This window comes from Bradyrhizobium sp. AZCC 2289 (genome assembly GCF_036924615.1).
In the GTDB taxonomy this organism is placed as follows: Bacteria; Pseudomonadota; Alphaproteobacteria; order Rhizobiales; family Xanthobacteraceae; genus Bradyrhizobium.
Genome location: NZ_JAZHRY010000001.1, coordinates 8,244,901 through 8,269,082, shown reverse-complemented (window position 1 = coordinate 8,269,082; position 24,182 = coordinate 8,244,901). Strand labels below are relative to the sequence as shown.

Here is a 24,182-nt window from a genome sequence, read left to right as displayed (position 1 = left end):
GGCGGCAAGGATTAGTCAAATCCGGAAGGCGGCTGGTTCGATTAGCTGGTGCATGTTACCGAAGCAAAAGATCAGGGCCGGAGCCGAATGACCATGAACGACAGATCCGCGCTTTCGAAAGCCGCGCAGCCCTCAACGCCGGTGAATTTCGACATTCCCGCCGGCGCCTGCGACTGCCATACCCATATCCACGGCGATGAGATTCCCGTTCTTCGCGGGCCGCGTCTATACGCCGGAGCTGGCGTCGCCCGAAGAGATGTCGGCGCTGCACAAGGCGCTGAATATCGAGCGCGTGGCGATCGTGACGCCCAGCGTCTACGGCCCGGATAATTCCTCCACGCTGTACGGCATGAAGGCGCGCGGGGCGACCGCGCGCGGGGTTGCCGTGATCGACGACAACACGCCGGAAAGCGATCTCGACGCCATGAACAAGCAGGGTTTTCGCGGCATCCGGCTCAATCTCGCCACCGGCGGCGTCAACGATCCGACCGTCGGCCGGCCGCGCTTCTCGGCCGCGGTCGAACGGGTGAAAGCGCGCGGCTGGCATGTGCAGCTGTTCACGAGTCTTGCGATGATTTCCGCGATCAAGGATTTGGTCGCCACCTCGCCGGTGCCGGTCGTGTTCGATCATTTCGGCGGTGCAGAGGCCGCCCGCGGCATCGACCAGCCGGGGTTTGCCGACCTGCTGGAGCTGGTGAAGTCGGGCAAGGCCTATGTAAAGATTTCCGGCGCCTACCGGGCCTCGAAACTCGGCCCCGATTATGCCGACGCGGCGCCGCTGGCCAAGGCGCTGATCGCGGCCAATGTCGACCGCATCGTCTGGGGCACCGACTGGCCGCATCCGGATTCCGTCCCCGGCCGGAAAGTCACGGATGTCACGCCGCTGCTCCAGATCGACGATGGCCGCCTGCTCAACCAACTCCCGGTCTGGGCGCCGGATGCCGCGATCCGCAAGAAGATCCTGGTCGACAACCCGGCGCGGCTTTACGGGTTCGGATGACCGGTACCAGAACCGAGAGGGATCATCGCGCCCGGCGCGAGAACACCGAGATCAGGACCGGCAGCGTCACCAGGATGACGAGCGGCGCCAGCATCATGCCGGTGACGACCACCACCGCGAGAGGCTTTTGCACCTGCGATCCGATCCCCGTCGACAGCGCGGCCGGCAACAGCCCGACGCCCGCCACCACGCAGGTCATCAACACCGGCCGCAATTGCAATTCACCGGTGCGGATCACCGCGCGCACCCGGTCAAAACCCTCGTCGATCAGCTGATTGTACTGCGACAGGATGATGATGCCGTCCATCACGGCGATGCCGAACAGCGCGATGAAGCCGATCGCGGCCGACACGCTGAAGGGAATGCCCGTTATCAACAGTCCCAACACGCCGCCGAAGATCGCCATCGGGATCACGCTCATGGCCAGCATGGTGTCGACCATCGAGCCGAAATTGAGAAACAGCAGCACCGCGATCAGCGCGAGGCTGATCGGCACCACGATCGACAGGCGCTTGATGGCGTCCTGCAGATTGCCGAACTCGCCGACCCACTCGACATGCGATCCCGGCGGCAGCTGGACCTGTTCCGCAACCTTTGCCTGCGCTTCCTGGATCGCGCTGCCGAGGTCGCGCTCGCGCACCGAAAACTTGATCGGCAGATAGCGCTCCTGCTGTTCGCGATAGATATAGGCCGCGCCCGAGACCAGGTTGATCGAAGCGACTTCGCTCAGGGGTATCTGCGTGATTCCGCCGTTCGGACCCGCCACGCCGATCCTTAAGTTCTGGATCGCTTCGGCGCTTTTGCGGTATTCCGGCGCCAGGCGGATGATGATCGGAAAATGCCGGTCGCTGCCGGGCTCATAGAGGTCGCCGGCGCTGTCGCCGCCGACCGCGACCTTGATGGTGGCGTTGATATCGCCCGGCGCCAGGCCGTAGCGGGCGGCGCGCGCACGATCGATATCGATCTGGATGGTGGGCTGGCCGAGCGAGGTAAACACCGCCAGGTCGGTGATGCCTTGTACCGTCGAGAGGACGGATTTGATCTTGTTGGCGGTGTCGCTCACCGCCTGCAGATCGTTGCCATACAGCTTGATCGAGTTCTCGCCCTTGACGCCCGAGACCGCCTCCGAGACGTTGTCCTGCAGATATTGCGAGAAGTTGAATTCGACGCCGGGAAACTTGTCCTGCAACTGGGCCAGCAACTGGCCGGTCAATTCTTCCTTGTCATGGGTACCCGGCCATTCGCTTACCGGCTTCAGCGGTGCGAAGAATTCGGCGTTGAACAGACCGGCGGCGTCGGTGCCGTCATCCGGGCGTCCGTGCTGCGAGACCACGGATTCCACCTCGGGCCGGGCACGGATCGTCTTCCGCATCTCGTTGACGTAAGCGTTGCCTTCCTGCAGCGAAATCGTCGGCGGCAGCGTGGCGCGAATCCATAGATTACCCTCTTCCAGCTTGGGCAGGAATTCGAGGCCGAGCAGCCGCGAGAACACGATGGTCATGACCACGAGACCCGCGGCGCCGGCCATGATGATCGTTCGGTTCGCGATTGCCCAATTCAGGACCGGTACGTAAAGCTGATCCAGCTTCCTCACGATCCAGGTTTCGGTTTCAGCCAAATGCGACGGCAGGATGATCGCGCTCAGCGCGGGCGTGACGGTAAACGTCGCCAGCATCCCGCCCGCCAGCGCGTACGCATAGGTCCGCGCCATCGGCCCGAAGATGTTGCCTTCGACGCCGCTCAGCGTGAACAGCGGCAGGAAGGCGGCGATGATGATGGCGGCGGCAAAGAAGATCGAGCGCGACACGTCGGCGGCCGCCGAGAGGATCGCGTGGCTCTTCATCCCCATCGAGGTCTCGCGAGAGATGTGGCTCTCCTCGGCCTCCGACAGCGCGGTCGTTTGCGACAACCGGCGGAAAATCGCTTCCACCATGATGACGGTGGCGTCGACGATCAGTCCGAAATCGATGGCGCCGACCGACAGCAGGTTGGCGGATTCGCCGCGCAGCACCAGGATGATCACGGCAAAAAACAGCGCGAACGGGATCGTCGCGCCGACGATCAGCGCGCTGCGCAGATCGCCCAGGAAAATCCATTGCAGAAGCACGATCAGGAGGATCCCGACCACCATGTTGTGCAGCACGGTTGCGGTGGTGAGATCGATCAGGTCCTTGCGGTCGTAAATGCGCTCGATCTGTACGCCCGGCGGCAGGATGGTGGAATTGTTGATGGAGGCGACGACCTGTTCGACTCGTGTGATGGTCGGCGAACTCTGCTCGCCGCGCCGCATCAGCACGATGCCCTGCACGATGTCGTCGTCGTCGTCGATTCCGGCGATGCCAAGCCGCGGTTTCTCACCGACAGTCACAGTTGCGATGTCCTTGACCAGCACCGGATTGCCACCGCTTTGCGACACCATGGTACTGTTGAGATCGTCGATCGAGCGGATCAGGCCGACGCCGCGGACCACGGCGGATTGCGCGCCGATATTGACGGTATTGCCGCCGACATTGATGTTGGCATTGCTGACGGCCTGCAGCACCTGCGGCAGCGTCAGTCCGTTGGCGACCAGCTTGTTGAAATCGACCTGGAGCTCATAGGTCTTGGTCTTGCCGCCCCAGCCGGTGACGTCGATCACGCCGGGCACGGCGCGGAAACGGCGCTGCAAGACCCAGTCCTGCAGCGTCTTCAGGTCGAGCACGCTGTAGTTTGGCGGCCCCTTCAACCGGTAGCGGTAGATTTCGCCGATCGCGCTGAGCGGCGAAATTCCCGGCTGCACGTTGCCCGGCAGCGGCGCAAGCTGCGACAGCCGGTTCAACACCTGCTGCAGCGCTTCGTCATACGTATAGTCGAACGAGAACTGCAGTTTGACGTCGGACAAGCCGTACAGCGAGATGGTGCGGATGGTGCGAAGGTTCTTGATGCCCGCGACCTGGGTCTCGATCGGGATCGTAATGTAGCGCTCGATCTCCTCCGACGACAGCCCCGGACTTTGCGTAACGATGTCGACCATCGGCGGGGTCGGGTCGGGATAGGCCTCGATGTTGAGCTGCTTGAACGCGATCAGGCCGCCGACGAACACCGCGACGAACATGCCGACCATCAAATAGCGGCGGCTGACTGCAAGGGCGACAAGGCGATCCATTCAGACCGGAGCTTTCAAAGGCTTAAGGGGTTACGTACCGGATGCAGCGCGGTCGATGAACAGGCTGCCCCTTGTAACGATCTGTTCGCCGGGCTTCAAATTGTCCATCACCTCGACAAGATCGCCGTTGGTGAGGCCGGGGTTTGATGTTGCGCAGTTCGATCGACTTGTCGTCGTGCGCGACCCAGACCCGGACCTTGTCGCCCTCATAGATCAACGCCTGCTTTGGCACGCCAACGGCCGGATGATCACTGGCGGAGTAGAGCGTGACATTGGCGAACATTTCCGGCTTCAACTGACCGTCCTTGTTATCGATCGTGGCGCGGACCAGGAGCCGGCGCGTCGCAGGATCGATCGCCGTGGCAACATAGTTGATGCGTGCCGACAAAGGTCGCCCCGGCAGCGCCATGACATTGAAATTGAGGTCCTGCCCGACCGAGACCTTCGCAGCGTCGGTCTCTCGGACGAAGGCGACCAGCCAGACCGTGGAGAGATCGCCAATGACATAGACCGGGTCGCTGGCGCCGGTAGAGACATATTGTCCGGGGCCGACCTTGCGCTGAACCACGGTGCCCGCGATCGGCGCAAAAACCGTGGTCTCCGGATTGATGCGGCCCTTTTGCCGAAAGGTGGCGATGTCCTCGTCGCTGAAGCCGAGAATGTGCAGTTTGTTGGTTGAGGCTTCCAGCGCCGTTTGCGAAGAGCGCAAATCGTTCTGCGCCTGAATCAGCGTCGCCTGGCTCTGCTGGTAGTCCTTCAGCGGAACGGCCTTGCCTTCGAACAGGTCCTTGGCGCGCGTGTCCTGGATCTTCGCGAGATCGACCGCGGACTGCGCCTTGTTGAGGCTGGTCATGGCCGCGATGTAATCGTTTTGCGCCTGCACCGTGTCGGCGGCTTCGATCACGAACAGCGGCTGGCCCTTTACGACGCTGTCGCCCGGCCGCACCAGCAATTTGGTGACCCGGCCGGTATAGGGCGAGAACACCGGCGTCGAGCGATCCTCATCGATCGCGATCTTGCCCTCGGTGACGTATTCGGCGCGGAAGGCCCGCTCGGCGACCGGCTGAAAGCTCAGGCTGGCCCATTCGGCCGGCGTCGGCGTATAGCGCTGCAATCCCTTGCGGGACTGGCTCGACACCTCCGAATGCGCCTGCTTGGCGCCGTTGAGATGCACGAACCCGTAAATGGCCGCGGCGGCAAACGCCAGCAACGCCAGGGCCGCCGCCTGTCGTTTCCCGCTAAGCGCCTGCAATTGCTTGTTAAATTCGTTTAGCATGCGGTCCGGATCAGATCGGCGATGTTTCCGGCAAGGACTGCCCCTGCGGTGCGCTAATAGTGCCCAATTGATGTTTCAAACAACCTAAAAAACGCGATTAGCCTTAGCGTTTGTCGTTAAAGTTTCGAGAGACAAGCCCCGAGGACTTCAACCGCGCGCCGGCCATTGCGGCGGATGACTGCCGAGCGGCATCGCCGGCCGGGCCCAGAAGGCGGGCGTTTTCGACAAAACCGCCGAATGCCTGACCGACCGCAGCGGTCCGAAGCCCGACGCGACTTCCTCGATAAAGGGCATCACCATTTCTCCCTTCAAATCCTCGGTCATAAAACCGTCGGCGACGCGGCCGAGATTCCACAGCCACCGCCCGGTTTGCGCCAGCGACACCCGGACATGCCAGCTGCCGCCTTCGCGAGCCTGACGCGCTTTGGCCATCATGCCGCCGAACGCCATGAAGTAGCCGGTGGCGTGGTCGAGCATCTGCGCCGGCAATTCCTTCGGCCCGTCGACGCCCGCGGCCTGGCCTTCGGCATGGTTGAAACCGGTCGCGGTCTGCACCAGCGAGTCAAAGCCGCGGCGCTCCGCCCAGGGACCGGCGTGGCCATAGGCCGACAGCGTCACATAGACGATACCGGGATTGATGCTGGCCGCCTCGTCCGGCGAGAAGCCGAGCCTGGCGATCGCGTGCGGCCGATAACCCTGAGAGAAGATATCTGCCTCTGCCAACAGATCGCGCAATGCGTCGCGGCCCTGCTCGCTCCTCAATTCGACAAAGCTCGTGAGCTTGCCGCGGCCGGTGTCGATGGTGAGCCAGGGAATCGCCGGCAAATCCGGACCGGAGATCAACAGCACATCGGCGCCATGGGCCGCGAGGGTACGGCCCGCGACCGGCCCCGCGATCACGCGCGACAGATCGAGCACGCGAATGCCGGCCAGCGGCCGATCGCCGGTGGGCCAGGGTTTTGGCGCCGCGTCGCCGATCTTCTCAATGCTGATCAGCGGCAATTCCGCCAGCGTTTTTGCGTGCGGCGTTGCCGACCACTCCTCATGCGAGCGCATCAACGCAACCACGCAACCGCCGGCATAGGCCGCTGTCTCGAACGCCTCGCCGTCCCACTGCATCAGCGCCGCCTGCACCTCGTCGCGCTCAGGCTTGCAGTTCAACACCTTGCAGACGGCGTCGCGGTGATGCCTGAAATTGGTATGCAGACGGACGAAGCGCTGATCCACAGTGTTGTAGATTCCAGCGATCGCATCCCATGCCGGCGGCGGCGGCTTGCCATCGACCCGCAGATAGCGCTCGCTTCGGCATTCGACCACGGCATGGCGCATATCGACCGCGACATCCTGGCCTTGCCCGCTGCGCAGCTTCCAGATCTGCGCCGCCGCCAATCCGGTCGCGGCCACGCTGGTCTGCGCCGCGGCAGCGACGCGAAATGACGACGGCAATTGCGCTTCGTCACCGGTCAGCTTGACTGCGTCGAGCGCGGCCGGATCGCCGCCGGCCGATGTCCAGATATCGGAGAGGATTTCCTTGGGGCTTTCCTTGCGGCTTTCCTTGGGGCTTTCCTTGGGGCTTTGCATCACCGTCCCTCTTCTCTAGCTTTCGACAAGCTCTGCCTCACCCTGGAAGGAACTGCAATGGCCGCCATCGATCCCCTCACTGCCGGTGCCGTCATGCTTGCAACCGCCGCAACGGACGCAGTCTATGTCATGTTCACCTCGGCCGTGGTGGCGCGCAAGCGGGTGCCGGCCGCGACCTGGAGCAGCGTCTGGTATCTGCTCTCGTCCTATGCCGTCATCAGCTACACCGAAAACTGGGTCTATGTCGGGTTTGCGGCGGTCGGTTCGTGGATCGGAGCCTTTGCGTCGATCACATTTTTGCACCGGCCGCCGGGTGGGCCGCCAGTAGGTGCGGCGCCGGAGTAGCGCAGCATTGGCTGTCATTCCCCGCGCATGCGGGGAATCCAGTACGCTGCGTCCTCTCGGTTCAATCATTGGCGTCTCTGGAATACTGGATCGCCCGCTTTCGCGGGCGACGACGAATGGGATGGCACCGACTTGTCCGTCATTGCGAGCGCAGCGAAGCAATCCATTCTTTCTTTGCGCGGCGAAATGGATTGCTTCGCGGAGCCTGTCATCGGGCGCGCATTCGCGCGACCCGTTGGCTCGCAATGACGGTGCCAAATACGAATCCGCATTCTCGCGACGCCACGCGCCCGAGCTTTGATCTCAACTCCCGCCCTCTCCAATCAGAGGGCGCAGGGAAAGCCGGGTGCGCGCTGCACCCGCGGTCTCGTGTGCAAGCTGCACAAGAAAATGCGCACACGAGCATACAGGTTCAGCGGAGAGCATCCGGCCTTCCCTGCGCAATGGTTTTACGGCTTATAGCGCGCTCTCCCCGGTGACCGGCTTTCTTGCCACCGTCGCGCCGCGAATAAATCCGCGACACTTGACGCCAGCATCGGGGCGTCAGGACCACGCGACTTCGCCGTCCGCATCAGCCACGCTCGTCAGTCGCAGCTTTCGCGTCCATCGCATCCCACCGCGCGTTTCGTGACGATCGCGAGCCGCCCCTCTTGTCGGGTGAGACGGGCGGAGTCAAATCACTGATTTGCCCGACGCGACAAGAGGAATATTTTCTTGGAATGGGCTTGACAGAAAATCACTGATTTGCCCGTCGGGCAATTTGCGGGGCAAATCACTGGATTGAACCGCTCCAAATCATGCGGTCTTATTGCGTCGCCTGCGGAAACCCTGTGTTTCCCAGCGCAGTCTTGCCAGACAACGAGCGACTATTAGCTCGTAACCAAATAAGAACGCGGCGTCCTTCGTCCGGGTCGAGGATTTGGCGTCGCAGCCCGCTCCTCCCGTTCACGCATATTGAAAACTCACGGCCCGATGCGCTAACGCATGCCAAAAGGCATGCCACAACCGGATACGACAGATGACCACCCCGCTCGAATTTGGGCTCGATACCTTTGGCGACGTCACCAATGATGCGCTCGGCTCGCCGCTGCCGCCTGCGCAGGTGATCCGCAACGTCATCGAGGAGGCGGTGCTGGCCGACCAGCTCGGGATCGACTTTATCGGCCTTGGCGAGCACCACCGGGCCGACTTCGCGATCTCTTCGCCCGAAACGGTGCTGGCGGCGATCGCCGCGCGGACCCGTCGCATCCGGCTCGGCTCGGCCGTGACGGTGCTGAGTTCGGACGATCCGATCCGCGTGTTCCAGCGGTTTGCGACCGTCGATGCGGTGTCAGGCGGACGCGCCGAGGTGATCCTCGGCCGCGGCTCGTTCACCGAATCCTTTCCGCTGTTCGGCTTCGACCTGGGCCAGTATGAAGCGCTGTTCGAGGAGAAGCTCGATCTGTTCACCGAGCTCTTGAAGCAGGAGGCGGTGAACTGGCAGGGCAAGCTGCGCCCACCGCTCAATAACCAGCATGTGTTTCCGCCGATCGAACACGGCACGCTCAAGACCTGGATCGGCGTCGGCGGCAGCCCGGAGTCGGTGGTGCGCGCGGCGCATTATGACCTGCCGCTGATGCTGGCCATCATCGGCGGCGATCCGAAGCGGTTCGCACCCTATGTTGACCTCTACCACCGCGCCTTCAGGCAGTTCGGCCGCCCCGTCAAGCCGATCGGCGTGCATTCGCCGGGTTATGTCGCCGATAGCGACACGCAGGCGCGCGAGGAGCTCTGGCCCGATTACAAGATGATGCGCGATCGCATCGGCAAGGAGCGCGGCTGGCCGCCGATGGGCCGGGACGAGTTCGTGCAGGAGGCAGATCACGGCTCGCTCTATGTCGGTTCGCCGGAGACGGTGGCGCGAAAGATCGCGGCCACCGTGAAGGCGCTCGGCATCGCGCGCTTTCAGTTGAAGTATTCGGCCGGCCCGCTGCCGCATGAGAAGCTGATGCGCAGCATCGAACTGTACGGCCGCAAGGTCGTGCCGCTGGTCCGGGACATGCTCGCGCAGGAAGCTGCTTGATCGATCCAGCCGGGCGAGCGAGGCCGTTTCAGCGGACCAGAAAAACCAGCTTGCCGCGAAAGTGGCGGGATTCGCTTACCCTGTGCGCGGCCACGGCGTCGCTGAGCTGATAGCGTGTCACTTCCGGAGGACGGACGGCCCCTGCCGCCACCAGCGCCACGATGCGCTCGAGATGCGGCCGATCGCGTCCGACGCTGGGCCGCAAGGCAACGACGTCGCTGCGGTCCGGCTTTGGCGCCTGTGCGCCCGAGGCAATAAAGGCCGCCCGGCCGCCCGGTTTCAGCACGCTGAACGACCGCTGCGCGACATCGCCGCCGACGGTATCGAATACGGCGTCGCAGCCGCTCACGGTTTTGGTAAAATCCACCGCATTGTAGTCGATGATCTCGTCGGCGCCGATTTGGCGGAGATAATCTTGGTTCGCAGCGCTTGCGGTCGTGATCACGCGCGCCCCCAGATGTTTTGCCAGCTGGATGGCAAAGCTCGCAACCCCGCCCGCGCCGCCCTGAATCAGGATCGTCTCGCCCGCCTTCAGTTTCAATGTGTCTTCGACGGTGCAAATCGCCGTCAACCCGGCAAGCGCCAGTGCTGCGGCATCGACATGCGACAGGCGATCGGTTTTCTTGGCGACGATGGCCGCCTTGATCGCAATCTTCTCGGCATAGGCGCCTTCCTGGCCAACGTCGCAGACGCCGAAGACTTCGTCGCCGACACGCAGGTCGCTGACACCCTCCCCAACCGCTGAAACGACCCCGGAGAAATCCCGTCCAAGAATGTAAGGGAATCGAGAAAGCTGGTTCGACACACCCTCACGCACCTTCCAGTCCGCGCCATTGACGCTGGCGGCGACAATATCAACCACGACCTCGCCGGATGCGGCCACGGGATCGGGCATCTCGCCGAATTGCAGAACTTCCGGTTCGCCGTGCCGTTCGATGAAGGCCGCTTTCATTGGTGCTCCTCGCTTTGGTGGAACCAACGTCGCATGTTTGATTGACGCAATCAAATTCGATGACCGGTCTCACCCTGCCGGCTCAACCGATCGACGCGTGCGATGACCCAGCGGCCTCAAGCATGAGACAGAATCACTGTCACATACCAAGCTCAAATTTGCCTAAGCAAAAATCTTTCCGAGTGGAATGTTTCAACCGAAGCGGAGTTAACAGGTGCAGCTGGAGGTATGGCCCGAACAAGAAAACGGGAGGCACGAATGATCAAATCAGTAATCAGGTTGACGACGTTGGCAACGTTTCTGATGGCGCTAAGTACTCCAGCCTCGTTCACGCCAGCTTTTGGGGCTGGAGGAGGAGGTGGTGGTGGAGACGGTACTGACGCGAAGGACCAAGGCTCCACTTATTATCCCCGTTCGTCTTACCCGCAGCCGTCGCGCACCAAAGCCACCCATAGGGTTAAGAAGACCACCAAGCAATCTGCCTTCGAAGACCCCGTTTTTGCCAAGGGTTACCGCGAAGCCTATGCGACGATCTATGACCGCAACGACTATTCCGCGGCCATCGAGCAGCTAAAGGCGCTCGGCCACGACGATCATCCGAATGTGGCCAATCTGATCGGCTATTCCTACCGCAAGCTCGGCGACTACAAGCTCGCGCAAGTCTGGTACGAGCGCGCACTGAAATCGGATCCGAACCATGTGCTGACCTGGCAGTATTACGGCCTGTGGCAGATCGAACAGGGTAACCGCGATCAGGCGCAGTACCATCTAAGCCGTATCGCCGCGATTTGCGGCACCGATTGCGCGGAGTATCGGTCGTTGGCGGATGCGCTCGAAAAACCGCCCGGCACCGGTCTCGTTTATTGAGTATTGAGCTCTGCGACGCAATTCAGCGGGCGGATCAGTCGCGCCTTGGAAGCGGCTCGTGGTGCGCGAACGGAACGCTTTCAGGCGTCGCCGCGTGGGCTGAGGCACGGGCATGTTGTATTGGAAGGGAGACTTGAGCAACATCATTGCTGAAGCGCCGCGGACGTGGAGACTGGAAGGCTTCGCACCCGCACGACGACTTCGGGCGAAGGTTCGAGGGAGACGTCATTGCCTAGAACAGTCACTTTCCAAGCCGCGGTAGTGCTGATGCTTTGGTGCGTCGTACGTGCGCTGATGGCTGATGCATGGGCCACACCTCTGGAGCGCGTAGAGTTTGAAAGCGCCTCTCAACGGCGCATGGGCGCGCTCATTCCGGGCGACCGCATTCAGGGCGATCTGGCCAAGCCCGATGGCGCAGGCCCTTATCCCGCCGTCATCGGACTGCACGGCTGTGCCGGGATGCATGACACGACAAAGCAAAGGTTGGCCGATGCACTCGTCGCCTGGGGCTATGTCGTCCTGCTCGTCGACAGCTATGCAACGCGTGGTATAGATCACGCGTGCACATCAAGCGCGCTTGTCACCTTCTTCAAGCGCAGGCCGGATGCCTACGGGGCTCTCGTCTTCCTTGGCCAAACCTTCGTCGATCCACACCGTGTGGCTGCGGTCGGCTTCTCGGCAGGCGGTTGGGTTACCCTCTCTGCGGCGGAACCCAATTCGTTCGAACACTTCGCCCCTCCAAGCAACTTGCGGTTCCGGGCGGCGGCTGCGTTCAATCCTCCATGTAAGCAGGCCATGGCGCGTCCGGAGATACCCACGCTCATCTTCATTGGGGCCCTCGACGATTGGACGCCGGCGGCGGACTGCTCCAATAAAATCGCCAGCTGGGGCAACGACGGGCCGCCAGTCGAGCTCGTTGTCTATCCCGGCGCGCACCACGGATTCTATTACCCGCACCTCCAGCCCGGCATGACCTTGTTTGATCACTGGGTGGAATACAACGGCGAGGCAGCGGACAATGCAAGTCACCGCCTGCACCAGTTTCTCGATCGCCACCTCAAGGCCGATAGCGGCAACAGAAATTGACTTCTTTTGCTGGTCAAAACCGGATCTCGGCGTGTGCAACCGCGATGTCCGCTTTACCGCGATGTGCCGAAATTGTCGGCCGGTACTTCAGAGCTGGCAGGTAATCAGCTTCATCTCTTTGTCGCCTGCCTGGTAATCGGGACGGGGAGCAAGAGACTTTTGATCTGTGACGACGGCATCATTGGCTTCGTCAACCCGCAAAAGCTTCCATCCGATTGGTTCTTTGTCGTCGGCGCCGCCTCGAATTTGCCAGGCTCGCATGATGGGGTTGTCTTCCCGGGTGAAACCGACGGCATGAACTTCGACCAATCGAGAATAGCCATCGTATTGGAGTTCAAGAACGTGCCCTGAGCGAAGGGCTTCACACGCCGTTTGCACCAACATTCCAGTCTCCTGTATGGACCAGTCCTTGAGCGCAGAACACAGTCTGCTCTTCCCTGACCCGACGGCCTTGATCCAGCTCAAATGCGGGTCACCTGCGTCCGAACAGTCCACCCACCACGCCGCCAATCAGTCCGCCTGGACCGCCACTGCGGTGGTGGCGAGCACCGCCCCCGCCGTGACGACGGGCCGGAAGAAGGTCGTCATCGGATGTGTCGCTGCCGCTGACGCTGGCGTGTGCCGCCGAGACGGACTCGGTCAGCAGCGCCTGATGCTGCAGCGTGTTGAGGAAGCCCGTCCTGGGATAGCCGCGTGCCGCCTGCCAGCGTGTGATGACCGTGCGGGCCTGCTCGTCGAACCGTCCGTTGACCCTGGTGTCGAAACCGATACCGGTCAACCGGCGCTGCACGTCGCGACGCTTTGCCTTGTTCAGGCCAATCTGATCTTCGGTTTCCTGAGTTGCCTCGTCGGCGGAGGTCACCGAATCAACGGATGCCACCAACTCGCGGTCGGTCGTGCTCGGACCGGCTTTGGCAGCATTTGCGCTGACGAGAATTCCCAGGATCGACAATGCGAGGATGAAGACACGCAATGGCTTGTTCTTCCCTGATCTTGAAGTCTCTCGATGATTCGCTTTGAAAACCTATGTCGGTTCAAATACACCGCCGTAAAACCAAAACTTCCGGCAGCGCTAAATCAAAGGTCAACTCCGGCTTCGCAGCTGGCAACTGTTATCCGGATGACTTGTTCCTTGGGGCGCGTCGATTGTTACACTGCATCGCACTGAGGCTGCCCGACAAAAGAAACGGCACGGTAAGGACCGTCTGTGTGTGACGGCCGCTTTGCCCGCCCCGCGGTTCTGGTACAGTCGCGCGGGTCAACAAAAGGAAGAACAAAATGGATTTGGGCTTGAAGGGACGAAACGCGGTCGTGCTCGGGGGCACGCGCGGCATTGGACGCGCGATTGCGGGCACGCTGGCTGCCGAAGGCGCCGGCGTCGCGGTCTGCGCCCGCAACGCGGATCAGGTCGGAAGCACGGTTGCCGAGTTGAAAGCCCAGGGCGTGCGGGCGACCGGCGCGCCGGTCGATATCACCGACGCCGCCGGGCTCAAATCATGGATATCGGGCGTGGCGCAGGAGTTCGGCAGCATCGACATGCTGTTTTCCAATGCCGGCGCGATGGCGCAAGGCGGCGACGCCGCGTCGTGGGAGCAGAATTTCCGGCTCGATGTGCTGGGCGCCGTCCATGCGTTCGAGGCCGCGCGTCCGTTCCTCGAGGCCAGCGGCGAGCAGCGCGGCGACGCGGCGTTTCTCATCATTTCATCGGTTTCGGCGGCGCAGGCGGAAAACGCCAGTTCGTACGGTCCAATCAAGGCGGCGCTGGTGCACATGGCGAAGGGATTGGCGCGGCAATACGCGCCTAAGAAAATCCGCGTCAATGTGGTGTCGCCGGGCACGGTGTATTTCAAGGGCGGCGTCTGGAACATGGTCGAGCAGAACGCGCCCAAGCGCTATCACGATACGCTGGCGCGTAATCCAACCGGCCGCATGGCCACCCCGCAGGAGATAGCCAACGCGGCCGTGTTCCTGGCGAGCCCGGCTTCCTCCTACACCACGGGTTCAAATCTGATCGTCGACGGTGCGATCTCGAACCGCGTGAATTTCTGAGCGGCGAAAAGGCGAAGGGCGGCCTCCCGACATGAAGCCGGGGAGTTTGGGAGTCCGCCCTTATCACGAAATGTGATATGTTTCTCCGAGATGATCTTGATGCTCGGGGAACCGACATGAAGCGCCGCGATTTCATCAAGGTGCTGAGCGGCGTTTTGATTTGGCCGCTCGCTGCTTCTGCACAACAAGGCAAGATATGGCGTATCGGCGTGCTGGAAACGTCCGCCCTCGCCTTGAACACTGCCAATATGGAAGCCTTTCTGGAGGGCCTGCGGGCATTGGGTTATGTCGAGGGACGCAATCTCATGATCGACTACCGGTCGGCGGATGGAGTTGCGGAGAGGTTTCACGATCTGGCCACCGAGCTCGTCAAGGAGAACTGTGACCTCATCCTGACGAGAGGCACACCGGCCGTGCTTGCTGCCAAAAATGCGACGGCAGCGATTCCGATCGTCATGGCGGCCAGTGGCGCCCCGGTCGGCGTCGGCGTGGTCGCCAGCCTCGCGCAGCCGGGAAAAAATGTCACTGGCCTGAGCGCCTTCACAACGGAGCTGGAAGCGAAGCGGGTCGAAATCCTGCGTGAGATCCTGCCGGAACTGAAGCGATTGGCCGCGCTGTACAATATGTCCAATCCGATTTCGCAAGCCCGATGGGAATCCCTGGAGGTATCTGCCCGGAGCCTTCGGATAGAGCCGCAACTTCTTGACGTGCGAAAAATGGAAGATCTGGAATCCGCGTTTGCTCGGGCGATCGAGCGGCACGCCGATGCCCTCATCGTCGAAAACGACGGGCTGATTCATGCGAACCGTCGATTGATCACCGGTCTGGCGAGCAGGCACAAGCTCCCGGCCATGTACGCAACGCGTGAGCTTGTCGATGAAGGCGGCCTGCTCTCGTACAGCGTCGACTATGCCTACCTCTATTTCAGAGCAGCGACCTTTGTGGACAAGATATTGAAGGGAGCGAAGCCCTCCGATCTGCCGGTCGAACAGCCCACAAAATTCGAGCTGGTGGCAAATCTGAATGCCGCCAGGAGTATCGGTCTCACGCTGTCCGAATCTTTTCTGCTCCGGGCCGATAAGGTCATTGAATAGGCGAAAGCTGCATCGTCCCGTAGTCGGCTGCGCGCCGTCGGACATTTTCCAGTACGTCGGCGCGGACACAGGGCGGAAGCCGTATTCGCGCCGACTGCCGTCCTGTTCGATCAAGCTGACCCAGCCGCACCGCAATATAAATCCGCTTACCCCGGGGTTCGACATCAGGTGCCAGCGGGTCGAAGATGCGCTATGCTTGATGTCTTCGGCAATGCGATGGGACGTCACGAATTGACTTGAGAGGGCTACTGAAGCGGGGCAGCACCAATGATGACATTACCGGAGCTGGCGGCGAATGCCCTGGAGGAATTTCTCCGTTCCTTCATGCGGCGTGCCTTCGGGTCTTCAGAGGTGCAGTTCGCGGAGATCGTGCCGAACGCCGCCCGCGTCGCGCTGGAATGCATCGGAAACAGCGACGCGCTGTACCACAATGTCGAGCACACGCTGCTCGTCACGCTGGCGGGACACGAGATCTTCTGCGGCCGAGTGTTGCATACCCAGCTGACGGCGAACGATTACGCCCATATCATCATCGCCTGCCTTGCGCACGATATCGGTTATGTGCGCGGCCTTTTCAAGGACGACGACGCAGACGGCTTCGTGATCGATTCGACAGGCCGGAAGGTGATGCTGCCGCGCGGTTCGTCGGACGCCAGCCTGATGCCTTACCATGTCGACCGGTCGAAGCTCTATGTGATGGAGAGGCTCCAACCCATCGCTCCGCTCGACACGCAGCGAATTGCCATGGCGATCGAAGGAACCCGATTTCCTCCCGTCGAAGGCCAGCAACATGGCGAGGAGGCCTCGATCGTTCGCGCAGCGGATTTCATCGGCCAACTCGGCGATCCGAATTACATCAGGAAGGCCAACGCGCTCTACCATGAATTCGAGGAAGTCGGCATGAATCGCCAGCTTGGCTATGATTCTCCCGCCGACATCGTCAATCGCTATCCGCAATTCTACTGGAACAGCGTGGCGCCGTATATCCAGACTGAAATAGGCTACCTCAACAAGACGACGCGCGGACGGCAGTGGATCGCCAATCTCTATGGCAACGTGTTCCGCGCCGAACGCGACATCGCGCTGTCGGGGCCACAGCGGTAGCGCGGGGATCGCGACCGTGTCGCCCGCGGCCTCATGGTTCGAGACGCGCGGCGTTGCCGCGCTCATGGCAAGGTCAGCTTTCACCGTCATTGCGTTGAACGCCGCATCCGGTTGGCGCCGTCTGGATACAAGCGCTTCTCGAGGCGACGAATGCAGGCCCGATCAGGCGGGCGAGCAATTTGAGGTGGAGCCGCCACCGGTCTTGCCGATCGTCCCGTCGGGATAGGCGATCGTGGTCGGCGGGGCCTGCGTGCTGCCGCCGCAGAAAAGAACACCATAGAAAGCGTTCAGTGCGGCTTTAACGCCGGGAAGGTCAGCGTTCTTCATCCCGCCGCTTACGAGGGAAAGTTCGTCGTCATTGAGAGAACTAACCATGAGATATCTCCATCGCTGAATGTTGGCTCGCGCGGATACCTTATTCCCGCGGCATGGGTTCCTCCGTGCTTCAGATCACGCTGCCATGGGGTCTAATGAAAATCCCGCGACGGCGGCAGGATGCGGACGTTGCGCGGGTGGCGGATTTTTTGCGCCGGCGTGTCGGGATGGTCGCGGCGGTCGTCGTTGAGCGGCTCGATCAGCGCGGGCCCCGCCGGCACCGGAGGCTTGCGGCTGAGCGCGTCGTTGGCAAGCCCGATCAGATCGTGCGAGCGATCGAACATCCGCTGCGCGACGAGATGGGTCACCTGCTCCGGACTGCTCTGGATATAGCCCTCGACCAGGATCAGGCGCGCGCCCATCACTTCCTTGCGGTATTGCTCCATCACCTTCGGCCACACCACGATATTGGCGATGCCGGTTTCATCCTCCAGCGTCATGAACACGACGCCCTTGGCGCTCCCCGGACGCTGCCGCACCAGCACCACGCCGGCGCAGCGGACGCGGCGTTTGTCGTTGCGATGACTGATTTCGTTGCAGGGAACAACGCGCTCCCTGGTGAACATCTCCCGCAAAAACTCCATCGGATGGCCTTTTAGCGACAGCCGCACGGTCTGATAGTCGGCGACCACCTGCTCCGGCAGCGGCATCTCGGGCAACGGCTTTGCATTCTCGTCCGGCTGCTCGCGCGCGGTGGCGACTTCGAACAGCGGCAGCGGCAAATCGTCGGGCAGCCGCCGCACCGCCCAGAGTGCCGCGCGGCGATCCAGCCCGATGGAGCGGAACGCATCGGCATCCGCGAGCAGGATCAGCGCGCGCTTGGGCAAACCGGTGTCGCGGGCAAATTCCTCCAGCGAGGTGAAGGGGCGGCGTTGTCGCGCGTCGACGATGCGGTCGGCCCAGTCGATCTTCACCTCTCCCGCTTGCGGGGGAGGTCGGATCGCATCGCAAGATGCGATCCGGGTGGGGGAAACTCTCTCCACACGACCAGTGTGACTCGCGGAGAGACCCCCACCCCAACCCTCCCCCGCAAGCGGGAGAGGGAGCGCAGTCCCTTTGCGGTGGAAGTGCGACCTAATTTCTGGACCCCCGAATGACGACTGGATATTTTTCAACCCTTCCTCATCCGGATCGACCCAGTGAAACCCGTCGATCTGGCGAAAGCCGAGCCGCACCGCGCAATACTTGCCCTCGCCCTGCTCCAGCGTGTTCTGCGCGTGACTGAAAGACACATCGATCTCGCGCACCTCGACGCCGTTCTTGCGGGCATCGCCGACAATCTGCGCCGGGGCATAAAAGCCCATCGGCTGCGAATTCAATAGCCCGCAGCAGAACGCATCGGGGTGGTAATGCTTGAGCCATGACGAGATGTAGACGAGCTGCGCAAAGCTCGCGGCGTGGCTTTCCGGAAAGCCGTAAGAGCCAAACCCCTTGATCTGCTCGAAACAGTTCTTGGCGAATGCGGGATCGTAGCCGCGGGCGATCATGTTGCCGATCATCTTGTCTTCGAATTTGCCGATGGTGCCGACATTGCGGAAGGTCGCCATCGAACGGCGCAGCCCGTTGGCTTCCTCGGAGGTGAATTTGGCCGCCTCGATCGCGATCCGCATCGCCTGCTCCTGGAACAGAGGCACGCCGAGGGTCTTGTGCAGCACCCGGCGCAATTCGTCCTTGTCGCCATGCTGAGGCGACGGCGACGGGTAGCTCACCTTGTCGATGCCATTCCGCCGGCGCAGATAGGGATGCACCATGTCGCCCTGGATCGGGCCGGGCCGCACGATCGCGACCTCGATGACGAGATCGTAAAATACCCGCGGTTTCAGCCGCGGCAGCATGTTCATCTGCGCGCGGCTTTCGACCTGGAACACGCCGAGCGATTCACCGCGGCACAGCATGTCGTAGACCGGCTTGTCGTCCTGCGGGACCGTCGCCAGCTCCCAGCGCCGGCCCTTGTGATCGGCGATCAGATCAAAACATTTGCGGATGCAGGTCAGCATGCCCAGCGCCAGCACGTCGACCTTCATCATGTTCAGCGCGTCGACGTCGTCCTTGTCCCATTCGATGAAGGTGCGGTCGTCCATCGCGGCATTGCCGATCGGCACATAGCTGTCGAGCCTATCTTGCGTCAGCACGTAGCCGCCGACATGCTGCGACAGATGCCGGGGGAATTCGATCAGCTCGGTGGCCAATTCGACCGCGAGTTCGATCATCGAATTTTTGGGATCCAGCCCGGCCTGCCTGACCTGCATCTCGTTGAGGCCCTTGCCCCAGCTTCCCCACACCGTATCGGCCAGTGCTGCGGTAACGTCTTCCGTCAGCCCCAGCGCCTTGCCGACATCGCGGATCGCGCTGCGCGGACGATAGTGGATGACGGTGGCGATGATCGCGGCGCGGTGGCGGCCATAGCGGCGGTAGACATATTGCATCACCTCCTCGCGCCGCGAATGTTCGAAATCGACGTCGATGTCGGGCGGCTCCAGCCGTTCCTTGGAAATGAAACGCTCGAACAGCAAATCGACCTTGGTCGGATCGACCGAGGTGATGCCGAGCACGTAGCAGACGGCGGAATTGGCCGCCGATCCCCGGCCCTGGCAGAGGATGTTCTGGCTGCGCGCATAATGCACGATGTCGTGCACGGTAAGAAAATAATGCGCGTATTTGAGCTCGGCGATGAGGTCGAGTTCCTTGCGCAGGGTGGCGCGGAGCTTTTCGTCGATCTGGCCGGAAAAATACCGCTTCACGCCCTGCCATGTCAGGTCTTCCAGATGCTGCTGCGCGGTCTTGCCCGGCGGCACCGGCTCGTCCGGATACTGGTATTTGAGCTGATCGAGCGAAAAATTGATGCGGCCGGCGAAGCGCGTGGTTTCCGCGATCGCGTCCGGGAGATCGCGAAACAGCCGCGCCATTTCGTGGCCCGGCTTGAGATAACGCTCGGCATTGGCTTCAAGCCGCTTGCCGATCGCCTCGATCGTCGTCTTCTCGCGGATGCAGGTGAGTACATCCTGCAGCGGGCGGCGCGCGGGGTGGTGATACAGCACCTCGTTGGTCGCGAGCAGCGGCACTTTTGCTTTTATCGCGATGTGATGCAGCCGCGCCAAACGGCGCTTGTCGTCGCCGCGATAGAGCAGGCTCGCGGCCAGCCACACGCCGTCGGCGCGGCCAGCCTTCAAACGGTCCAGAACCTTCAGGACTTCAGCCGCGTCGAAACGATGCGGCAGGGTCAAAACCAGAAGCTGGCCTGCGGCGAATTCCAGGAGGTCATCGAGTCTCAGATGGCATTCGCCCTTCTCGATTCGCTGGATGTCGTCGCCGCGCTTGCCGCGGGTGAGCAGCTGGCACAGCAGGCCGTAAGCTGTGCGGTCGCGCGGATAGACCAGGATGTCAGGGGTGCCGTCGATAAAGACGAGGCGCGAACCGATCAGCAGTTTTGGCTTGTATTCGACCGCGGGGTTGTCGAGCTCCTTCCAGGCGCGCACCACGCCGGCCAGCGTGTTGTGATCGGCGATGCCGATCGCGGCAATGCGCAGCTTGCCTGCCTGATGCACATAGGCGCGCGGATCCGAGCCGCCGCGCAGGAACGAGAAATTCGTGGTGATCCCGATTTCGGCATAGCCAGGCGCTGGTTCAACGCCGGTCATGCGAACAGCCCGTGCACGAACCAGTTGACCGGAACCGGCTTTTCCTCCGCACCGCGAGTTTCGCTTTCATAGAGCCCGTCGCGAAAGATCCAGAAGCGCAGGCCCGCTTCGTCCTCGACGCGAAAATAATCCCGCGTCAGCGCCTTGCCGTCCTGTTTCCACCATTCCATGGCGATGCGCTCGGGCCCCTCCACCCGCACCACCGCATGCGTGACCCGCCGCCAGGTGAAATGGTGCGGCGGCCCATCCGGCACCGTCGCGAACGGCACCTTGATCGGCTCCGGCTTTTCGAACAGCCGCAATGGCCGCAGCGGCGGCTCGCTTTCGGTGCGCTCAGGCCATGCGGCCTGCGCCGCGGCGGCCAGATGATGCTGCGCCGGCACCGCCATCACCGCGCGCTCCGGAATATGGGTGTCCTGCGGCAAATGCACGACCACGCGTTTTCCACCGATGCGCGCGGCGATGCGGTCGATCAGCGCGGCCAGTTCGTCATTGTCATGGACATTGGCATCGAGATCGCGCTGCTGCTGCACCACGATTTCGGTGCGGCTGGCGGACAGCCTGACGAGATCGAAGCCGAAACCGGGATCGAGGGGATCGTTGAGCGCATCGAGCCGTTCGCGAAACAGGCGGTCGATCATTTCGGCCTTCGTCACCGGACGCCCGGTATCGACCATGATCGTGCGCACCGCGCCGTCGGTGCGGAAGAAACTCGCTTCCAGCCGCCGCGCGCCCTTGCCCTGCCTGTCCATCGCCGTGACCAGCATCGCGGCCAGCCGGGACAGCGTCGCCGATATCACGCCTTCGGTGGCGACCGGTTCGGGGAAGCGTTTTTCCACGATGTAATCCGGCAGCGGTTTGCGCGGACTGATCGGCGCATCGCCCTGCCCCAGCGCCTGCTCCAGAAGGGTCGTGAAGCCTGCGCCGAACCGGGCCGATAGCTCGTGGCGCGCGCGCGCGGCGACATCGCCGATGGTCTTCAGGCCGGCGCGGCGCAGGCCGCTTGTGATGGCCGCATCGGCGCCGAGCGCAAACACCGGCAATGGACTGACCGCATCGGCCTCCTCGCCGTCGGCGATGATTTTTCCCGACACATGGCGCGTCATCGTGCGCGCGCAGACCGATGTTCCGGCGATGCCCGCGCTGACGGCAAAGCCGCGCCGCGTCAGCGCGCCGGATACGATCTGCAGCAGCGCGCGTTCGCCGCCGAACAGATGGGCGCAGCCGGTGATGTCCAGAAACAGGCCATAGGGCGGATCGAGCGCCACCAGCGGCGTAAAACGATCGCACCAGTCGGCGATGTCACCCAGCGTTTTGGCATCCGCCACCGCATCGGCATCGAACACCGTCAGCTCCGGACAGATGGCGCGGGCATTGGCGAGCGGCAGCCCGACCTCGAGGCCGCAACGCACTGCTGCGTCATCGAGCGCATGGATCTGCAGCGCGTTGTTCTGCTTGGCGACGACGACGCTGGGCGTTTTATCCAGCTCGGCGTTGTTCTGGCCGAATTGACGCTTGATGCGGTCGATGGGCAGGCGCGGCAGCCACAGGCTGAGGATACGCCGACGGTTCAGAGAAAAGGCACTCATCACATTTCCATTCCATGATCCACCGCCCAACCGGGCCATGACGGTTACGAACGAGTTGCGCGTCAAACACCGGCGCGCCCCATGCGTGCCAGGGATTGCCCGGCGGCGAATGCGCCGCGCGCACGATCCATCGCGTCTCCGCGGTTGAAGGCTGAGGGGTTGCCGCCAGGCGCAGCAGCAGCGCGGTGACGCCGGAGGCCTGCGCCGCCAGGGTCAGCTTGCGGCTGGCGACGAGATCGAGCTGCCGCGCCTCGCCCCAGACTTCCAGCACGACGAGGCCCAGCGCATCGCAGGCCAGCGCATCGGCCGCCGTCCGCAACGCGCTGTCGGCGTCGGCCGCGCGCACGGTCACGAGCAGGCGCGGATCGAGACCGAGTTCGGAAAACCCGCTCATCGACGGCGCGCCGGATTCGATGTCGGAAAAATCCTGCCGCACCCAGACCAGCGGCCGGCGCGCGGTGATGCGCCCCGCAAGGCCTGCGATGAACCCGGTTGCCGCAGCGCTCTGATGTCCCTCGGCAAACACTTCATGCACCGCGGCCATGGCGAGGCCGCCGCGCAGCGTCGCATCGGCGCCGGCATGGCCGAGCGGCACCTTGTTGGGGGCGTATGCATCGCCATGCGCTTCGATGCGCTCGATGCGTCCTCGCAAAGTCGCAAGCGTGTTTATGCGTGCGCCGCTCATGCGCCGCTCCCTTAAGATTTTGAGCCGTTGCGGGTTGGTTGAATGAACCCGCTGCTGGCTCATTTGTTCATGATATGTTCTAATATAAAGCTAACTGGACCGGCGGAGTCAATCGGGATTAGCGGACAGAAGATTCGTGAATAGAATCAGGTAATTAGGGCTTTGGTTTTAAACAAGCCGTCATGGCCGGGCATAGCCGTCCAAAGGACGGCGTCGCTTCCACTCGCCTATGCCCGGCCATCCACGTCCTTTCGCCCGCAAAAAAAGAGGACGTGGATGCCCGGGACATCTAGCGCGAAGACGCGCTTCGCGCTTTTGCCCGGGCATGACGAGAAGCGAGCGAGTGTCATGCACCACATCACCCTCGGCAGCGAAACCGATTTCGACGGCTGGCGGAAAGCGGCACGGACGCTGGCGCGGCATGAAGTGCAGCCGTCGGCGGTGACATGGCGCGTTGGCAGGCCCGAACTGGTCGAACCGTCCGCCGCGCCACTCGAAACACCGAACAATGCCATCAGCGTACCCGCAAAGTTCGTCGTGCTGGCGCAATCGGCGATCCTGCACCGCGATCCCCTGCGCTTTGCCATTCTGTATCGGCTGCTGTGGCGGCTGCGCGGCCATCGCGATCTGCTCGGCGTCGCTGATGATCCCGATGTCTCGCGCGTTCTTGCAATGGTGAAAGCCGTGCATCGCGACCAGCACAGGATGCGTGCCTCGGTCCGTTTCCGCGAAATCGGCCGCGAGCAAAAATTGCATTACGTCGCCTGGTTCGAGCCGGAGCATCACATCGTCGAAGCGACCGCGCCATTTTTCGCCAGCCGTTTCGCCGACATGCCGTGGTCGATCCTGACCCCGGATCTCTGCGCGCATTGGGATGGCCACGCCGTCGCGATCACGCCGGGGATCGAGGCGCCGGGCGAAGACCGGCTGGAACAAACCTGGCGGCGCATTTACGCCAACATCTTCAACCCGGCGCGGCTGAAAACGGCACTGCCGCGATAATCGCCGCGCGCGGCATAAGCATCCCAAATGGCTCGGGGAACCACAAATTGTCGTGACAAGCGGTGATAAAATGACAAATAAATGTACAACCTTTAATTGATAGATGATATTATCGCATTGTCGGCAGGAAATTGGGGCGTCCTGTTCACGCCATGACGTTCCCATGAGGTCGGCGCGCTGCACGGTACGAACAGCCCCAGTGCTGTGCAGCGCGCGACCTACCCACCTTCCAAAATCTTTGGCGTTTGCATCGCTACCAGCGAAGGCCTGCGCAGCGTCGCGCCCATGGCGGCTGTCAGCGCCGCATTCATTTTCCGAGCATCGCGGTTCGA

The 24,182-nt window shown here is 62.3% G+C and carries 16 protein-coding genes and 3 pseudogenes; 9 read left to right on the top strand and 10 right to left on the bottom strand.

What is annotated here, in order from left to right; all coding sequences use genetic code 11:
- The first annotated feature begins 87 nt into the window (after positions 1-87).
- Positions 88-1,000, top strand: a pseudogene (locus V1289_RS38855) (amidohydrolase family protein).
- Positions 1,001-1,022: 22 nt separating this feature from the next.
- Here the strand turns inward: V1289_RS38855 and V1289_RS38850 are convergent.
- From V1289_RS38850 to V1289_RS38840, 3 genes and pseudogenes are all read right to left on the bottom strand, one after another.
- On the bottom strand, positions 1,023-4,145 hold the full coding sequence (locus V1289_RS38850; protein WP_334404262.1) for an efflux RND transporter permease subunit: 3,123 nt from the start codon (positions 4,143-4,145) through the stop codon (positions 1,023-1,025).
- 30 nt (positions 4,146-4,175) lie between these two features.
- Positions 4,176-5,421 (bottom strand): annotated as a pseudogene (locus V1289_RS38845) (efflux RND transporter periplasmic adaptor subunit).
- Positions 5,422-5,568: 147 nt separating this feature from the next.
- Positions 5,569-7,002: a CoA transferase gene (locus V1289_RS38840; protein ID WP_334404260.1), complete on the bottom strand. Its 1,434-nt coding sequence runs from the start codon at positions 7,000-7,002 to the stop codon at positions 5,569-5,571.
- 57 nt (positions 7,003-7,059) lie between these two features.
- Here V1289_RS38840 and V1289_RS38835 point away from each other — a divergent pair, with 57 nt between their 5' ends.
- Complete coding sequence (locus V1289_RS38835) at positions 7,060-7,347, top strand: hypothetical protein (RefSeq protein ID WP_334404258.1); 288 nt, start codon at positions 7,060-7,062, stop codon at positions 7,345-7,347.
- 1,018 nt (positions 7,348-8,365) lie between these two features.
- Positions 8,366-9,409 carry an LLM class flavin-dependent oxidoreductase gene (locus V1289_RS38830; protein WP_334404257.1) on the top strand — a complete coding sequence of 348 codons (1,044 nt, stop codon included), beginning with the start codon at positions 8,366-8,368 and terminating at the stop codon, positions 9,407-9,409.
- Between the two features lie 28 nt (positions 9,410-9,437).
- Here the strand turns inward: V1289_RS38830 and V1289_RS38825 are convergent, their stop codons facing one another.
- Positions 9,438-10,361: an NADP-dependent oxidoreductase gene (locus V1289_RS38825; RefSeq protein WP_334404255.1), complete on the bottom strand. Its 924-nt coding sequence runs from the start codon at positions 10,359-10,361 to the stop codon at positions 9,438-9,440.
- Between the two features lie 258 nt (positions 10,362-10,619).
- On the opposite strand from V1289_RS38825, the gene V1289_RS38820 reads away from it, so the two are divergent.
- Positions 10,620-11,228, top strand: coding sequence for a tetratricopeptide repeat protein (locus tag V1289_RS38820; protein WP_334404253.1), 609 nt, complete (start codon positions 10,620-10,622; stop codon positions 11,226-11,228).
- 228 nt (positions 11,229-11,456) lie between these two features.
- Entirely contained in the window at positions 11,457-12,314 is an 858-nt protein-coding gene (locus V1289_RS38815; protein ID WP_334404251.1) for a dienelactone hydrolase family protein, read from the top strand.
- An 87-nt stretch (positions 12,315-12,401) separates the two neighbouring features.
- Here V1289_RS38815 and V1289_RS38810 read toward each other — a convergent pair whose 3' ends face one another.
- Complete coding sequence (locus V1289_RS38810; protein ID WP_334404249.1) at positions 12,402-12,698, bottom strand: hypothetical protein; 297 nt, start codon at positions 12,696-12,698, stop codon at positions 12,402-12,404.
- An 88-nt stretch (positions 12,699-12,786) separates the two neighbouring features.
- Positions 12,787-13,287 carry a peptidoglycan-binding domain-containing protein gene (locus V1289_RS38805; protein ID WP_334404247.1) on the bottom strand — a complete coding sequence of 167 codons (501 nt, stop codon included), beginning with the start codon at positions 13,285-13,287 and terminating at the stop codon, positions 12,787-12,789.
- Between the two features lie 305 nt (positions 13,288-13,592).
- Between V1289_RS38805 and V1289_RS38800 the strand changes: the two genes are divergently transcribed.
- The 3 genes from V1289_RS38800 to V1289_RS38790 all read left to right on the top strand — a co-directional run bounded on the left by V1289_RS38800 (position 13,593) and on the right by V1289_RS38790 (position 16,561).
- On the top strand, positions 13,593-14,363 hold the full coding sequence (locus V1289_RS38800; RefSeq protein WP_334404245.1) for an SDR family NAD(P)-dependent oxidoreductase: 771 nt from the start codon (positions 13,593-13,595) through the stop codon (positions 14,361-14,363).
- 116 nt (positions 14,364-14,479) lie between these two features.
- Positions 14,480-15,457: an ABC transporter substrate-binding protein gene (locus V1289_RS38795; RefSeq protein WP_334404243.1), complete on the top strand. Its 978-nt coding sequence runs from the start codon at positions 14,480-14,482 to the stop codon at positions 15,455-15,457.
- Positions 15,458-15,724: 267 nt separating this feature from the next.
- Positions 15,725-16,561, top strand: coding sequence for a metal-dependent phosphohydrolase (locus V1289_RS38790; protein WP_334404241.1), 837 nt, complete (start codon positions 15,725-15,727; stop codon positions 16,559-16,561).
- Between the two features lie 162 nt (positions 16,562-16,723).
- Here the strand turns inward: V1289_RS38790 and V1289_RS38785 are convergent, their stop codons facing one another.
- The 4 genes from V1289_RS38785 to V1289_RS38770 all read right to left on the bottom strand — a co-directional run bounded on the left by V1289_RS38785 (position 16,724) and on the right by V1289_RS38770 (position 22,848).
- A complete protein-coding gene (locus tag V1289_RS38785; RefSeq protein ID WP_334404239.1) occupies positions 16,724-16,936 on the bottom strand; it encodes a hypothetical protein in 213 nt (70 codons plus the stop codon).
- Between the two features lie 92 nt (positions 16,937-17,028).
- Complete coding sequence (locus V1289_RS38780) at positions 17,029-20,574, bottom strand: error-prone DNA polymerase (RefSeq protein WP_334404237.1); 3,546 nt, start codon at positions 20,572-20,574, stop codon at positions 17,029-17,031.
- Positions 20,571-22,163 carry a Y-family DNA polymerase gene (locus tag V1289_RS38775; RefSeq protein ID WP_334404235.1) on the bottom strand — a complete coding sequence of 531 codons (1,593 nt, stop codon included), beginning with the start codon at positions 22,161-22,163 and terminating at the stop codon, positions 20,571-20,573. The genes V1289_RS38780 and V1289_RS38775 overlap by 4 nt, the downstream gene beginning before the upstream one ends.
- Entirely contained in the window at positions 22,054-22,848 is a 795-nt protein-coding gene (locus V1289_RS38770; RefSeq protein ID WP_334404233.1) for an ImuA family protein, read from the bottom strand. The genes V1289_RS38775 and V1289_RS38770 overlap by 110 nt, the downstream gene beginning before the upstream one ends.
- A gap of 348 nt (positions 22,849-23,196) precedes the next feature.
- Between V1289_RS38770 and V1289_RS38765 the strand changes: the two are divergent.
- Positions 23,197-23,832: pseudogene (locus V1289_RS38765) on the top strand (TIGR03915 family putative DNA repair protein); the annotation flags it as partial.
- Between the last annotated feature and the right edge of the window lie 350 nt (positions 23,833-24,182).

Coding starts and splice junctions, on each gene's coding strand:
- V1289_RS38850 (WP_334404262.1), bottom strand. CDS start 4,145: ATGGATCGCCTTGTCGCCCTTGCAGTCAGCCGCCGCTATTTGATGGTC.
- V1289_RS38840 (WP_334404260.1), bottom strand. CDS start 7,002: ATGCAAAGCCCCAAGGAAAGCCCCAAGGAAAGCCGCAAGGAAAGCCCC.
- V1289_RS38835 (WP_334404258.1), top strand. CDS start 7,060: ATGGCCGCCATCGATCCCCTCACTGCCGGTGCCGTCATGCTTGCAACC.
- V1289_RS38830 (WP_334404257.1), top strand. CDS start 8,366: ATGACCACCCCGCTCGAATTTGGGCTCGATACCTTTGGCGACGTCACC.
- V1289_RS38825 (WP_334404255.1), bottom strand. CDS start 10,361: ATGAAAGCGGCCTTCATCGAACGGCACGGCGAACCGGAAGTTCTGCAA.
- V1289_RS38820 (WP_334404253.1), top strand. CDS start 10,620: ATGATCAAATCAGTAATCAGGTTGACGACGTTGGCAACGTTTCTGATG.
- V1289_RS38810 (WP_334404249.1), bottom strand. CDS start 12,698: ATGTTGGTGCAAACGGCGTGTGAAGCCCTTCGCTCAGGGCACGTTCTT.
- V1289_RS38800 (WP_334404245.1), top strand. CDS start 13,593: ATGGATTTGGGCTTGAAGGGACGAAACGCGGTCGTGCTCGGGGGCACG.
- V1289_RS38795 (WP_334404243.1), top strand. CDS start 14,480: ATGAAGCGCCGCGATTTCATCAAGGTGCTGAGCGGCGTTTTGATTTGG.
- V1289_RS38790 (WP_334404241.1), top strand. CDS start 15,725: ATGATGACATTACCGGAGCTGGCGGCGAATGCCCTGGAGGAATTTCTC.
- V1289_RS38785 (WP_334404239.1), bottom strand. CDS start 16,936: ATGGTTAGTTCTCTCAATGACGACGAACTTTCCCTCGTAAGCGGCGGG.
- V1289_RS38780 (WP_334404237.1), bottom strand. CDS start 20,574: ATGACCGGCGTTGAACCAGCGCCTGGCTATGCCGAAATCGGGATCACC.
- V1289_RS38775 (WP_334404235.1), bottom strand. CDS start 22,163: ATGAGTGCCTTTTCTCTGAACCGTCGGCGTATCCTCAGCCTGTGGCTG.
- V1289_RS38770 (WP_334404233.1), bottom strand. CDS start 22,848: ATGAGCGGCGCACGCATAAACACGCTTGCGACTTTGCGAGGACGCATC.